Here is a 12361-nt window from a genome sequence, read left to right as displayed (position 1 = left end):
GCCAATGACGAACTCACTTACGCTGGTCTTCGCGGCGGGCGTTCTGGCGGTGCTTTACGGCGCCGTTCAGACCGCCGTGCTGATGAAGGCGAGCACCGGAAACGACAAGATGCGAGAGATCGCAGCGGCCATTCAGGAAGGCGCTTCCGCCTATCTGAAACGGCAATATCTGACCATCGGTCTGGTCGGGATCTTGATCCTGATCGCGGCCTATTTTCTGATCGGCGTCTATGCCGCCATCGGCTTCCTGATCGGGGCCTTCTTGTCCGGGGCGGCCGGTTATGCAGGGATGCTGATATCCGTGCGCGCCAATGTCCGCACAGCCCAGGCCGCGTCCCAAGGTCTGGCAAAGGGGCTGGACCTGGCGTTCCGATCGGGCGCCATCACCGGCATGTTCGTGGCGGGCGGCGCCCTGATCGGGGTGTCGGGCTACTATATCGTGCTGACCCAGCATTTGGGGCTGGCGTCGACCGGACGCGACGTCATCGACGGGCTGGTGGCGTTGGGCTTCGGCGCATCGCTAATCTCCATCTTCGCGCGTCTGGGCGGCGGCATCTTCACCAAGGGCGCCGACGTCGGCGGCGACATGGTAGGCAAGGTCGAGGCGGGCATCCCGGAAGACGATCCCCGCAACGCCGCCACCATCGCCGACAATGTCGGTGACAACGTCGGCGACTGCGCCGGCATGGCTGCCGACCTGTTCGAGACCTATGCGGTGACGACGGTGGCGACCATGGTGCTGGCCGCCATCTTCTTCCGAGGCCAGCCCTATGTGGATGTCATGATGGTCCTGCCGCTGGCGATCTGCGCCGTCTGCGTGGTCACCTCCATCGTCGGCAGCGTCTTCGTGCGACTGGGCAAGAGCCGCAACATCATGGGCGCGCTGTACCAGGGCCTGATCGTGACCGGCGTCCTATCGATTGGGGCGGTCTGGTGGGTCATCAACCAGATGGTGACAGGGCCTATCGTCACGGCCAGCGGGTTGGAGATCCAGCCCATGGCGCTGTTCTGGTCCGGCATGGTCGGACTGGTAGTGACGGCGGCGATCGTGGTGGTGACGGAATACTACACCGGGTCGGGCTTCCGGCCGGTGCGGTCGGTGGCCAACGCCTCGGTCTCCGGTCACGGCACCAATGTCATCCAGGGTCTGGCGGTGTCGTTGGAGGCCACGGCTCTCCCGGCTCTCACGATCATCGTCGGCATCATCGTCAGCTTCCAGTTGGCGGGCCTGTTCGGCATCGCCATCGCCACAACGACCATGCTGGGCGTGGCGGGGATGATCGTGGCGCTGGACGCCTTCGGTCCCGTCACCGACAACGCCGGCGGCATCGCCGAGATGGCCGGCCTCCCGGCTGAGGTGCGCCATTCGACAGATGCGCTGGATGCGGTCGGCAACACGACCAAGGCGGTGACCAAGGGCTACGCCATCGGTTCTGCGGGTCTCGGCGCGCTGGTGCTGTTCGCGGCCTACACGTCGGACCTGCAGTATTTCTCGGCCAATCCGGCGGACTATCCGTTCTTCGCTAATATGGGGGAGGTCGCATTCGACCTAACCAATCCGTACGTCGTCGTCGGTCTGCTGTTCGGGGGGCTGCTGCCCTTCCTGTTCGGCGGCATGTCGATGATGGCGGTCGGGCGGGCGGCCGAATCGGTGGTCGAAGAGGTGCGGCGGCAGTTCCGCGAGAACCCGGGCATCATGACCTATCAGGTCAAACCGGAATACGGGCGGGCGGTCGACATCCTGACCAAGGCGGCGATCCGCGAGATGATCGCGCCGTCGCTGCTGCCGGTGCTGTCGCCTATCGTTCTGTTCGTCGCGGTGCTGAGCATTTCGGACAAGGCCAACGCCTTCGCCGCCCTCGGCGCCATGCTGATGGGGGTGATCGTGACCGGCCTGTTCGTGGCCATTTCGATGACCTCGGGCGGCGGCGCCTGGGACAACGCCAAGAAGGTGATCGAGGAAGGCTTCACCGACAAGAACGGCGTCGTCCACGGTAAGGGGTCGGAGGCGCACAAGGCGGCCGTGACCGGCGATACGGTCGGCGATCCCTACAAGGACACGTCCGGCCCGGCGGTCAATCCAATGATCAAAATCACCAATATCGTCGCCCTGCTTCTGCTGGCGATGCTGGCCAGCGGCTCGGTCGGTTAGAGCCGTTCCGAAACAACGACGGCCCGGAGAACGATCTCCGGGCCGTTCGCTTGTCTGGAGGCGGGCGAACTTAGTCGGGGCGGCGCTGACCGGGCGTGTCGTCTTCCGTGCGGGGCAATTGGCCGCGACCGACGTTGCCGAGCAGTTGCTCCAGAACCGTCAGCGAGCGGCCGCGCGTCGGGGTCTCGTTACGGTTCATCGCGACGTCCTCGCCGTCGGTCAGACCCAGGGTCCGCACCGCCGCCACCTGATCGCCGCCGGGCGCGAAGGTGATCTCGGTCACAGTGCGGCTGGAGACCTTGGGCAGGTTGTAGGTGTATTTCTCGGTCGTCTGGCTGATGTAGTACCAGACTTGGTTAGGTTCGAACGTCGAGGTGGTCGAGGGCGAGCCCAGCTTGGCCAGCACCGTCTCCTTGGTGTCGGTCCCGGCGACCACGTCCTGGGGCTTGGCGTCGATGGCCTGGAAGCCGTTGGAGCCGATAACGGGCGCGCAGGCGGCGCTGAAACCGGCCAGCGAAACGGCGGCGAGAAGCGGGACGAAACGGGACATGGTCGGGCGCCTGCGAGAGAACAAGGTCTTTGACCTAGACGGACCTGCGTCCTAGTTCAACGGCGCGGCGGAAAAGGGGCCGTAGGAACCCATGCTGAAAAACCTGTTCAAACCCAGATCTGGGCCGCGCATCGGCGACGATCTTTACGCCAAGGCCGTGTCTCAGGCGCGAAATCCCGTCTTTTACACGCGGTTGGGCGTCGCCGACCGCATAGACGCCCGATTCGAGCTTTATACGTTGCACGTGCTGCTGCTGGTGCTGCGCTTGCGCGATGAAGACACGGCCCAAGGACGCGACGCGGCCCAGGCGGTATTCGACGTCTATGTATCAGCGCTGGATAATGCGTTGCGCGAGGAAGGCGTGGGCGACGTCTCGGTGGGCAAGAAGATGCGTAAGCTGGGCGAAGCGGTCTATGGCCGCATGAACGCCTATGAGGCGCCGCTAAGGGCCGGCGACGCCACGACCTTGGCCGAGGCCATGGCCCGCAACGTTTATGCGGAGACGCAAGCTGATCACGCCGCCGCCTTGGCGGACTACGCCCTGGCCAGCCGGTCGGCGCTGGGCGCACAAGATTACAAGACCGTGCTGGCGACGCCAGCCTGGGCCGAGGTTTAACGAGATGAGCATGACGCAGCCTTTCAGCGACGTGGTTCGCATCAATCAGATCGGCGCCGGCCTGAGCCGTCGGCTGGAACCGGACGCCGACACCCGCAAACGAATCGCTCAATCCCTGGATCTGCAGCGGCTTGAGGATTTCATCGTCGATCTGGAGATAAAGCCCACGCCTTCCACCAGCGAATGGACGATGAGGGGCCGGGTCGTCGCCCACGCCGTCCAGACCTGCGGTCTGACGCTGGAGCCGCTGCCGGTCGATGTTGACCGACGCTTCTCGATCCAGATGGCCGAGGCGGCGGCCGAGGAAACCGACGAGATCGAGATCACGCTGGACGAGGAGGGCGCCGACCTGATCGAGGATGGCAAGATCGACCTGGGCCAGTACGCCGTCGAACAGTTGGTGCTGTCGCTGGACCCGTTCCCCCGCAAGCCGGGCGCGGAGTTCGTGCAACCGGAAGAACCCAGTGAAATCTCGCCGTTCGCCGCTCTGAAGGCCTTGAAGGATCGCGAAGATCCGGCCTGAGGCGGGGCCGAGGTTGACGTAGGGACCGGGTGGTTGCATCCCCCGGCGTCGGCGCTATCGTCCAGCGCCCAATCTGAAAGCGTCGCGCGACAAGACGACGCGGCCACACGAGGTCCATTTGCCCACCCCAGTTACGATCTCGCTTGACGCCATGGGCGGCGATCACGGGCCGTCCGTCGTCGTTCCCGGCATCAGCAGTTACCTCTCCGCCCACAATGGCGAGGGCGTGCGGTTCCTGCTGCATGGCGACGAGACCCAGATCCGGGCGCAGCTGGCCCGCTGCAACCTGGCGGCCGACATCATCGACATCCGACACACCGAAAAGGTCGTGGCTATGGACGAGAAGCCGGCCCAGGCGATGCGGCGCGGCAAGGGCTCCAGCCTGTGGAACGCCATCGAGGCCGTGAAGACGGGCGAGGCGGGTGGCGTGGTCTCGGCCGGCAACACCGGCGCCTTGATGGCCATCGCCAAGCTGATCCTGCGGATGTCCGCGCCCGGCCTGGAACGGCCGGCTATCGTCGCGAGCTGGCCGACCTTCAAGGGGCATACCGCCGTTCTGGACGTGGGCGCCAACATCGGCAGCGACGCGGAGCAGTTGATCGAGTTCGCCATCATGGGCGAGGCCTTCCAGGCGGCGGTGCGCGGGGTGGCGCGCCCGACCATCGGCCTGCTGAATGTCGGCTCCGAGGACATGAAGGGCAATGAACAGGTCAAGGAGGCGCATGCTATCCTGCGCGATGGCCCGTTCGACCTGAACTATCATGGCTTCGTCGAGGGCGACGACATCGCCAAGGGCACGGTGGATGTTGTTGTCACCGACGGCTTCACCGGCAACATCGCCCTGAAGACCGCCGAGGGCACGGCTCGCTATATTTCGGCCCTGCTGAAAGAAGCCCTGACTTCAAATCTGCAGTCAAAGCTGGGCGCCGCCATCGCCATGCCGGCCCTGAAGAAGATGCGTCAGAAGATCGACCCCAGCGCCATCAACGGCGGTCCCTTGCTGGGTCTGAACGGCATCGTGGTGAAAAGCCACGGCGGCGCGGACGCCAAGGGGTTCGGCAACGCCATCCGCATCGCTGTCGATCTGGCCCGCAGCGACTATATGAGCAAGGTGGGGGACAACCTGGGCAAGCTGGACGCCGTGTTCGATCACGCCAAGGCCGCCGCCCCCGTGGGAGAAACCGTCCAGTGAGCGTCACCCGCAGCGTCGTCACCGGCGTCGGCTCCTTCCTGCCGGAGCAGATCGTCACCAACGCCGATCTGGCCAAGATCGTCGACACCTCCGACGAATGGATCCAGGAACGCACCGGCATCAAGCAGCGCCACAAGGCGCGCGACGACCAGCCGACCAGCGACCTGGCGGTCGAGGCGGCCAGGAAAGCTCTGGCGGACGCCGGCAAGACGCCGACGGACGTCGATCTGATCATCGTGGCCACCACCACGCCGGACATGACCTTCCCGGCCGTGGCCTCCATCGTTCAAAGCAAGCTGGGGGCCGGCGTGGGCGTGGCCTTCGATGTCCAGGCGGTCTGTTCGGGCTTCGTCTATGCGCTCAGCGTCGCCGACGGTTTCGTGGCGCGCGGCCTGTCGAAATGCGCCCTGGTGATCGGGGCCGAAGAAATGACTCGGCTGATGGACTGGACCGACCGAACCACCTGCGTCCTGTTCGGCGATGGCGCCGGCGCGGTCGTGCTGGAGCCGCGCGAAGGGCAGGGGACATCGGACGATCAGGGGATGCTGGGCTTCGCTTTGCGCGCGGACGGTTCCAAGACCGACCTTCTCTATGTCGACGGCGGGCCTGCGACGACCGGCACGGTCGGGCATCTGCGCATGGCCGGAAACCAGGTCTTCCGTCATGCGGTCGTCAATATCGCTGAGGGAATCACCGCGGCCTGTGCAGCGGCGAACATCCAGATTTCGGACGTCGACTGGTTCGTGCCTCATCAGGCCAATCAGCGCATCATCAAGGGCGTGGGCGACCGCCTGGGGCTGGACGAGAACAAGGTGATCTCGACCGTCGCCACGCACGCCAACACCTCTGCCGCCTCCATCCCGCTGGCGCTGGACGCCGCGATCCAAGACGGCCGCATCAAGAAGGGCGACATGGTGCTGCTTGAGGCCATGGGCGGCGGCCTGACCTGGGGCGCCTGCGCCCTGCGGCTCTAAAGTCGCCTAGCGGCATTGATTTTTCGGGGCCTTTGCGTCCCTATGACAACGAGTTGATCGCGCGAGCGGGGGATATGATGGCCAGCCAACAGACTGTGACCCGCGCGGATCTGTGCGAGGCCGTCCACGACGAGGTCGGTCTGTCGCGTCAGGAATGTTCGGCACTAGTCGAACGAACGCTGGAGCTGATCGTCGAATCGCTGGAACGCGGCGAGACGGTGAAACTGTCGGGGTTCGGCGTCTTTCAGGTTCGCGAGAAGCGCGCCCGCATGGGTCGCAACCCCAAGACGGGCGAGCCGGCGGCCATCAATCCGCGCCGCGTCATCAGCTTCCGCGCCTCCCAGATCATGAAAAGCCGGGTTCACGACGCCGTCGTCGAGGCCTGACGCTGGTGGCCAAGAGCCCCGGCGCCTTTCGCAGCATTTCCGAAGCGGCCGAAGAGGTCGGGGCGCCGCAGCATGTGCTTCGATTCTGGGAAACCAAGTTCGAGTTCGTAACGCCGGTCAAACGCGCCGGCGGGCGTCGATTCTATCGACCGCAGGACGTTCTGGTGCTCAAGACGGTCAAGCGGCTGCTGCATGACGACGGTCTGACCATTCGCGGCGTCCAGCGTCTGCACAAGGAGCAGGGGCTGAAAAAGCTGGTGGGCGCCGACGCCGCCGATCTGATCGAGGACGGGCCGCGCGAACAGACGCCGACCCCCGATGCGGCGCGACTTGAAACCTCCGGTTTGCAGCGGCTTCTAGCCGATCTGGAACAGGCCAAGGCCCGGCTGGACGCCATTCTCGCGCGGTAGGTGGATAAGTCGTTTTAGCGTTTGCGATCCCGGATTCCCCCGTCTATAGGGAGCGCCTTCGGAGCGTGGCGCAGCCTGGTAGCGCACTTGACTGGGGGTCAAGGGGTCGCAGGTTCGAATCCTGTCGCTCCGACCATTCTTGAAAAATAGAATGTTGATGGTGGGGTCGTCCTTGCGGGCGGCCCCATCGCCATATCCGGCCTCAGCCGCGTTCGGCCCACTTCAGCAATGGGATCAACGGCAGGCCCCAGGCCGTGCCGCCCACGCCGAAGAAGATGAAGTCGATCCAGGCCGAGGCCGGGAACAGGCCGCGCAGGGCGATCAGGCTCCAGACCCAGAAGACCAGAAAGGCCAGCACGCCGATCGCGGCGACGAATCGACGCGCGCGGGGCGGCATCAGCGCTTGTTCCTGAATAGGAAGAAGGCGACCAGGCAGACCCCAGATCCGACCAGGGCCCAGGGCACCCAAACCCAGCTGTCCATCGTGCCGATCGCAAACACCCGCACCGCCAGGAACCAGCCGCAGACCAGGCCGACCCCGGACACCAGCGACGTCCCGCCGAATCCGCGACGCCCGGTCAGCAGGTCCGCGATCCAGGCCAGAAGCAATCCACCTGCGATGGCGGCGGCGATATCGGCGTACTGCAACCCTGATCTCCTGCGGCGTCAGCGCCGTTAACTCAATCCGACTCGATCTTGCCTCGAGACCGGGGCATACCGCCACGGTCGCGATTTGGTCATGGTCGAGCGCGACAGCATATCCGGGTCAGCGTCGGGCGTCGAATGAACCGTTTCGGAAATCCAGATCGCAATCGCGCCGTGGCCGCGTGGCTGTTCGCCACGGCGGTCATCGTGTTCCTGATGGTCGTCATCGGCGGCATTACGCGCCTGACGGGTTCGGGCCTGTCGATCACCGAGTGGAAGCCCATCATGGGCGCCATCCCGCCTCTGAACGACGCCCAGTGGAACGAGGCGTTCGAGAAGTACAAACAGATTCCCCAATACGCCCAGATCAACGCCGGCATGAGCCTGGGGGAGTTCCGGGGCATCTTCTGGTGGGAATGGCTGCACCGGCTGATCGGGCGGCTGGTCGGGGCGGTGTTCGCCCTGCCGCTGGTCTTCTTCCTGCTGTGCCGCGCCGCGCCGCCGCGCTCGGTGTTTCGTCAATGGGCTATGCCGGATCGGCTGATCTGGCGCTGTGTGGTTCTGCTGGCGCTGGGCGGGCTTCAGGGGCTGATCGGCTGGTGGATGGTGTCCAGCGGCCTGTCCGAGCGCGTGAGTGTCGCGCCCGAGCGGTTAGCGACTCACTTGGGCCTGGCCTTCGTTCTGTTCGCCGCCTTGATCTGGACCGGGCTGGAGGCCTGGAGCGGCCAGGATCACGGTCGTCCGCCTGCCGGCTGGGCGCGGGGCGCGGGTCTGCTGCTGGGGCTGGTCTTCCTGCAGTGCCTGTTGGGCGCCCTGGTCGCCGGGGGTCATGCCGGGCTGGTCTATACCGACTGGCCCCTGATGAACGGCCAGGTCCTGCCGCCGGCTGACTGGAGCCTGGGGGCGGGCGCCCTGCTGCACGATCAGGCCCTGACCCAGTTCAACCACCGAATGGTCGCCTATGGACTGCTGATCGCCGTCACCGTCTACGCCTTCCAGGCCTGGCGTTGGCGCGTGGCCGAAGGCATGGGGTTCGGCGCCTTCGCCTTGGCCGGCGCGATCTGGGCCCAGGCCCTGCTGGGCGTAGTCACCCTGATCAACGCCGTGCCGGTGTGGCTGGGGGTGCTGCACCAGGGCGGGGCCGCCGTCGTCCTGGCCTTGGCGACGGCGAACCTGTGGCTGGTGCTGCGCGCCCAGCCCCGCATCTTCATGTCCGGGCCGCGCGCCATGGGCCGGTGATCGCCAGGGTCATGCCGGGATACTGGATGTTGACGAACAGGGTCGATCCGTCCGGCGAGAAGACCGCGCCTGCGAACTCCGAGTTTCCCTGAAACACATTGCGGCCCAGGGTGTAGATCTTGCCGTCCGGCGTCACGCCTTTCAGGTGGTTCCTGATGTCGCTGGAATAGTTGTCCTCGCATACGATCAGATGGCCCCAAGGGGCGACGGTGATGTTGTCGCCCATGTTGAGCGTCTTCTCATTCGTGCTTTCGACGAACAACTGAAGCCGGCCCGGTCGACGCGCCTCGCCCGCACGGCCTTCGTCGGGCGAGGGGACGTAGCGCAGTATCTGCCCCCGCTGGATCGGCCCACCCGAGGTGGCGGTCAGATAAAGCTCGCCGTCGCCCCACCAGACGCCTTCGCCCCGGGCGACCAGGGCGGCGCCGTCTGTGTGACCCCGCTGGCGCAGGTCGCCCTTGGGGCTGTCGACCTCGGCCATGTCGATCCAGTTCACGTCCAGCCAGTCGCCGACCGACCACAGCCGATCCTGGTGGTTGGAGGTGTCAGCCCCTTGCCGCGCGCGCACGACCATGGCCTGCAACCGGCCGCCCCTGGCCAGTTCTCTCGGCCTCTCGGGGATGAAGCGATAGAACAGGCCGTCCTGCTTATCCTCAGTCAGATAGACGATGCCGGTGCGCGGATCGACGCACACAGCCTCGTGGTCGAACCGGCCCATGGCGGTCAAGGGAATGGGATCCACCAGCCCCTCGGCGCGCGACGGCACCTCGAAGACATAGCCGTGGGCCTTGTTTACGTCGGCGTCGGCAGGCGTCTCCTGAGTCTCTTCACAGGTCAGCCATGAACCCCAGGGCGTCGGCCCGCCACAGCAGTTGGTGCTGGTGCCCGCCAGGCTGAGGTGCTGGCGCTCGGTCTTGCCGGTCGCCAGGTCATAGACCACCGTAGTCGTGCCGCCGGGCAGAGGGCGGCCGTCCTTATAGGTGTCATAGGCGCACGTTGCATCCAGCAGGCCGATCCGCTGCTGATTATAGCCCCCCGGTCCCCAGTTGCGGTGCGCGGCGGACGACCCTTTCAGTTCATGGTTGCGGACCAGGGCGACGCGCGTCCCGCCCAGGCCGAAACAGCCCATGCCGTCGAATTGACCGGGGACCAGCAGACCATCCGCCATGGTCTCGCCGCCCTGGGACACGATTCGGTAGGAAAAGCCGTCCGGCAGATCCAGCAGGCCGTTGGGATCGCGCGTCAGCGGACCATAACCTTCGACCTCGTTCAGATAGGTCTCCTCGGCCGCCTGGACGCTTCGGGCTAGACCCGAGAAGGCGAGGGCGGCGCTGGAGGCGATCAGTCCGCGACGATGAAGATGCATGGGATGCTCCGAAAGGCTTGGCGCCCCGGATGGCGGCAAAACGTCATGGTTTGATGACAGAATTTGTTATTTTGTAACGTCCATACGGGTTATGCAGTCGGGTATTTTGATACCGCATTGCAAATATGTATAAAAATCCGATACTTACATCATGCGGACGCCGATCTTGCGCATTGACGCGACTGATCGTCTCCGGTATCAGCGCGCCTTCATTCGGTTCCTTCGGGGGCCGGACCCGATTTTCGTCTCCAGGAACCCCCTCATGCTGAAGAGCACCACGGCTTCGTTGAAGCCGGCCGAGGTCGAGAAGAAGTGGATCCACATCGACGCCGAAGGCGTCGTCGTGGGCCGCCTCGCGACCTTCATCGCCAACCGTCTGCGCGGCAAGCACCGCGGCGACTACACCCCGCACGTCGATTGCGGCGACTACGTCGTGGTCACCAACGTCGACAAGGTGGTGTTCACCGGCAAGAAGAACACCGACAAGATCTACTATCGCCACACGGGCCACCCCGGCGGCGTCAAGTCGACGACCCCGGAAAAGGTTCTGGGCGGTCGCTTCCCCGAGCGCGTGCTCGAGAAGGCCGTCGAGCGCATGCTGCCCAAGGAAAGCCCCCTGGCCCGCAAGCAGATGACGCACCTGCGCCTGTTCGCCGGCAGCCAGCACGACCACGAAGCCCAGCAACCGGAAACGATCGACTTCAAGTCGGCGTCGCCCAAGAACACCCGGAGCGTCTGAGCATGACCGACGTGACCAACACCGAAACCGCCACCGGCTTTGACGCCCTGAAGGGCCTGTCGGCCTCGGCCGAGAACGACGCGCCCGTCTACGTCCAGAAGCTGGACGCGCAGGGCCGCGCCTATTCGACCGGCAAGCGCAAGAACGCCATCGCCCGCGTGTGGGTGAAGCCCGGCGCCGGCAAGATCACCGTGAACGGCAAGGACGTGGCCTCCTATTTCGCCCGTCCGGTTCTGCAGATGATGGTGGCCCAGCCGCTGAACGTCGCCGACCGCGCCACCCAGTATGACGTGATCTGCACCGTCGAGGGTTCGGGCCTGTCGGGCCAGGCCGGCGCCATCCGCCACGGCCTGTCGCACGCCCTGACGCACTTCGAACCGGAACTCCGCAAGGTTCTGAAGCCGCACGGCTTCCTGACCCGCGACAGCCGCGTCGTCGAGCGCAAGAAGTACGGCCGCGCCAAGGCGCGCCGCAGCTTCCAGTTCTCGAAGCGCTGATCGCGTTCACGCGGTTCGGATTTTGGGCGCTTCGGGGACACCCGGAGCGCCCTTTTTCTTGCGCCTTTGCTCCTTAAGCGGAGAAGGGACGGGAGAGACAGATGACCCACACCATCTTCATCGACGGCGAGGCCGGCACCACGGGGCTTGAGATCTGCGAGCGGCTGGAAGCGCGCCCGGATCTGGAACTGGTCCTGCTGGGGGAGCGTCGTCGCGATGTGGAGGCGCGGCGCGAGGCGTTGAACGGTGCAGACGCCGTGATCCTGTGCCTGCCCGACGATGCGGCGAGGGAAGCCGTGACGATGGTCGAGAACCCGTCCGTGAAGGTGATCGACGCCTCGACCGCCTATCGGGTCGCGCCAGGCTGGGCCTACGGCTTTCCAGAAATGGATGCGGGGCAGCGCGCGCTGATCGCGCGATCCCAGTTCGTGTCGAATCCCGGATGCTATCCGACGGGTTTCATCGGTTTGATGCGGCCGCTGGTGAAGGCGGGTCTGGTTCCGGCCAACTATCCGATCACGGTCAATGCGGTGTCGGGCTATTCCGGTGGCGGCAAGGCCATGATCGCCGAGTTCGAAGCGCCCGGCGCCGCGACCGCCTATCGCGCCTATGGGCTGACGCTGAAGCACAAACATGTGCCCGAGATGACCCGGCATGCGGGGCTGAGCCGCGACGTCCTGTTCACGCCCGCCGTCGGCGCCTATCGCCAGGGCATGTTGGTCGAGGTTCCGCTGCATCTGGCGGCGCTGCCCGAAACGCCCTCGGTCGAACGGCTGCACGGCGCCCTGGTCGAGGCCTATGACGGCCAGCGTTTCGTCGAGGTCGCGGATCTGGAGGAGACCGAGGCCATGGCCGGTATCGAGCCCGAGGGTCTGAACGGCACCAACCGCTTGCGGCTGCACGTGTTCGGTGATCGCAATGGCGAACAGGCGCGGCTGGTCGCCCTGCTGGACAATCTGGGCAAGGGCGCCTCGGGCGCGGCGGTTCAGAACCTGAACATCATGCTGGGCCTGGACGAGGCGACAGGCCTGATCTGAGGCGCTGAAACCATTCGGCGGCCTTCGTCGTATCA

15 protein-coding genes and 1 tRNA gene are annotated in these 12361 nt (G+C 65.4%); 12 read left to right on the top strand and 4 right to left on the bottom strand.

All coding sequences use genetic code 11. The annotated features are described in order from the left end of the window. Nucleotides 1-4: 4 nt before the first annotated feature. Nucleotides 5-2152: a sodium-translocating pyrophosphatase gene (locus ACYX4P_RS11625; protein ID WP_248116530.1), complete on the top strand. Its 2148-nt coding sequence runs from the start codon at nucleotides 5-7 to the stop codon at nucleotides 2150-2152. 70 nt (nucleotides 2153-2222) lie between these two features. Here the strand turns inward: ACYX4P_RS11625 and ACYX4P_RS11620 are convergent, their stop codons facing one another. Beyond that, nucleotides 2223-2702, bottom strand: coding sequence for an outer membrane protein assembly factor BamE (locus ACYX4P_RS11620; RefSeq protein WP_248116528.1), 480 nt, complete (start codon nucleotides 2700-2702; stop codon nucleotides 2223-2225). A gap of 91 nt (nucleotides 2703-2793) precedes the next feature. Between ACYX4P_RS11620 and ACYX4P_RS11615 the strand changes: the two genes are divergently transcribed. The 7 genes from ACYX4P_RS11615 (at nucleotide 2794) to ACYX4P_RS11585 (ending at nucleotide 6939) form a co-directional block, all read left to right on the top strand. Beyond that, a complete protein-coding gene (locus tag ACYX4P_RS11615) occupies nucleotides 2794-3318 on the top strand; it encodes a ubiquinol-cytochrome C chaperone family protein (protein ID WP_248116526.1) in 525 nt (174 codons plus the stop codon). 10 nt (nucleotides 3319-3328) lie between these two features. Next, nucleotides 3329-3841, top strand: a complete 513-nt coding sequence (locus tag ACYX4P_RS11610; protein ID WP_248116524.1) for a YceD family protein — start codon at nucleotides 3329-3331, stop codon at nucleotides 3839-3841. A gap of 151 nt (nucleotides 3842-3992) precedes the next feature. Further along, nucleotides 3993-5033: a phosphate acyltransferase PlsX gene (plsX, locus tag ACYX4P_RS11605; protein ID WP_248117255.1), complete on the top strand. Its 1041-nt coding sequence runs from the start codon at nucleotides 3993-3995 to the stop codon at nucleotides 5031-5033. Further along, complete coding sequence (locus ACYX4P_RS11600) at nucleotides 5030-6007, top strand: beta-ketoacyl-ACP synthase III (protein WP_248116523.1); 978 nt, start codon at nucleotides 5030-5032, stop codon at nucleotides 6005-6007. Before plsX ends, ACYX4P_RS11600 begins: the two co-directional genes overlap by 4 nt. Nucleotides 6008-6084: 77 nt before the next feature. Continuing rightward, nucleotides 6085-6393: an integration host factor subunit alpha gene (locus ACYX4P_RS11595; protein WP_248116521.1), complete on the top strand. Its 309-nt coding sequence runs from the start codon at nucleotides 6085-6087 to the stop codon at nucleotides 6391-6393. Between the two features lie 5 nt (nucleotides 6394-6398). Next, nucleotides 6399-6803, top strand: a complete 405-nt coding sequence (locus ACYX4P_RS11590; protein WP_248116519.1) for a MerR family transcriptional regulator — start codon at nucleotides 6399-6401, stop codon at nucleotides 6801-6803. A 59-nt stretch (nucleotides 6804-6862) separates the two neighbouring features. Continuing rightward, nucleotides 6863-6939 (top strand) — tRNA-Pro (locus tag ACYX4P_RS11585). Between the two features lie 66 nt (nucleotides 6940-7005). Here ACYX4P_RS11585 and ACYX4P_RS11580 read toward each other — a convergent pair. After that, the gene (locus ACYX4P_RS11580) at nucleotides 7006-7200 is read right to left on the bottom strand and encodes a DUF2842 domain-containing protein (RefSeq protein ID WP_248116517.1); all 195 of its coding nucleotides are present in this window, start codon (nucleotides 7198-7200) and stop codon (nucleotides 7006-7008) included. Beyond that, nucleotides 7200-7451 carry a transglycosylase gene (locus ACYX4P_RS11575; protein WP_248116515.1) on the bottom strand — a complete coding sequence of 84 codons (252 nt, stop codon included), beginning with the start codon at nucleotides 7449-7451 and terminating at the stop codon, nucleotides 7200-7202. The genes ACYX4P_RS11580 and ACYX4P_RS11575 overlap by 1 nt, the downstream gene beginning before the upstream one ends. Nucleotides 7452-7586: 135 nt before the next feature. Between ACYX4P_RS11575 and ACYX4P_RS11570 the strand changes: the two genes are divergently transcribed. Beyond that, nucleotides 7587-8687: a COX15/CtaA family protein gene (locus ACYX4P_RS11570; protein ID WP_248116513.1), complete on the top strand. Its 1101-nt coding sequence runs from the start codon at nucleotides 7587-7589 to the stop codon at nucleotides 8685-8687. Here ACYX4P_RS11570 and ACYX4P_RS11565 read toward each other — a convergent pair. Beyond that, nucleotides 8656-10053, bottom strand: a complete 1398-nt coding sequence (locus tag ACYX4P_RS11565; RefSeq protein WP_248116511.1) for an alkaline phosphatase PhoX — start codon at nucleotides 10051-10053, stop codon at nucleotides 8656-8658. The genes ACYX4P_RS11570 and ACYX4P_RS11565 overlap by 32 nt on opposite strands. A gap of 262 nt (nucleotides 10054-10315) precedes the next feature. Between ACYX4P_RS11565 and rplM the strand changes: the two genes are divergently transcribed. The 3 genes from rplM (at nucleotide 10316) to argC (ending at nucleotide 12326) form a co-directional block, all read left to right on the top strand. Beyond that, the gene (rplM, locus tag ACYX4P_RS11560) at nucleotides 10316-10792 is read left to right on the top strand and encodes a 50S ribosomal protein L13 (RefSeq protein WP_054765955.1); all 477 of its coding nucleotides are present in this window, start codon (nucleotides 10316-10318) and stop codon (nucleotides 10790-10792) included. Nucleotides 10793-10794: 2 nt separating this feature from the next. Further along, nucleotides 10795-11289, top strand: coding sequence for a 30S ribosomal protein S9 (rpsI, locus tag ACYX4P_RS11555; RefSeq protein ID WP_248116509.1), 495 nt, complete (start codon nucleotides 10795-10797; stop codon nucleotides 11287-11289). Nucleotides 11290-11390: 101 nt separating this feature from the next. Next, on the top strand, nucleotides 11391-12326 hold the full coding sequence (argC, locus tag ACYX4P_RS11550; RefSeq protein ID WP_248116507.1) for an N-acetyl-gamma-glutamyl-phosphate reductase: 936 nt from the start codon (nucleotides 11391-11393) through the stop codon (nucleotides 12324-12326). The last annotated feature ends 35 nt before the right edge of the window (nucleotides 12327-12361 follow it).

This window comes from Brevundimonas sp. ABV4_179, assembly GCF_056311945.1.
Note: the sequence above shows the minus strand (reverse complement) of the source record. Positions and strands in the feature narration are given on the sequence as shown.

What these genes read in the sequence shown, in the direction of transcription:
- ACYX4P_RS11570 (WP_248116513.1), top strand. Translation starts at nt 7,587, where the DNA reads ATGAACCGTTTCGGAAATCCAGATCGCAATCGCGCCGTGGCCGCGTGG.
- ACYX4P_RS11565 (WP_248116511.1), bottom strand. Translation starts at nt 10,053, where the DNA reads ATGCATCTTCATCGTCGCGGACTGATCGCCTCCAGCGCCGCCCTCGCC.
- argC (WP_248116507.1), top strand. Translation starts at nt 11,391, where the DNA reads ATGACCCACACCATCTTCATCGACGGCGAGGCCGGCACCACGGGGCTT.
- ACYX4P_RS11595 (WP_248116521.1), top strand. Translation starts at nt 6,085, where the DNA reads ATGGCCAGCCAACAGACTGTGACCCGCGCGGATCTGTGCGAGGCCGTC.
- rpsI (WP_248116509.1), top strand. Translation starts at nt 10,795, where the DNA reads ATGACCGACGTGACCAACACCGAAACCGCCACCGGCTTTGACGCCCTG.
- plsX (WP_248117255.1), top strand. Translation starts at nt 3,993, where the DNA reads ATGGGCGGCGATCACGGGCCGTCCGTCGTCGTTCCCGGCATCAGCAGT.
- ACYX4P_RS11625 (WP_248116530.1), top strand. Translation starts at nt 5, where the DNA reads ATGACGAACTCACTTACGCTGGTCTTCGCGGCGGGCGTTCTGGCGGTG.
- ACYX4P_RS11610 (WP_248116524.1), top strand. Translation starts at nt 3,329, where the DNA reads ATGACGCAGCCTTTCAGCGACGTGGTTCGCATCAATCAGATCGGCGCC.
- ACYX4P_RS11620 (WP_248116528.1), bottom strand. Translation starts at nt 2,702, where the DNA reads ATGTCCCGTTTCGTCCCGCTTCTCGCCGCCGTTTCGCTGGCCGGTTTC.
- ACYX4P_RS11580 (WP_248116517.1), bottom strand. Translation starts at nt 7,200, where the DNA reads ATGCCGCCCCGCGCGCGTCGATTCGTCGCCGCGATCGGCGTGCTGGCC.
- ACYX4P_RS11615 (WP_248116526.1), top strand. Translation starts at nt 2,794, where the DNA reads ATGCTGAAAAACCTGTTCAAACCCAGATCTGGGCCGCGCATCGGCGAC.
- rplM (WP_054765955.1), top strand. Translation starts at nt 10,316, where the DNA reads ATGCTGAAGAGCACCACGGCTTCGTTGAAGCCGGCCGAGGTCGAGAAG.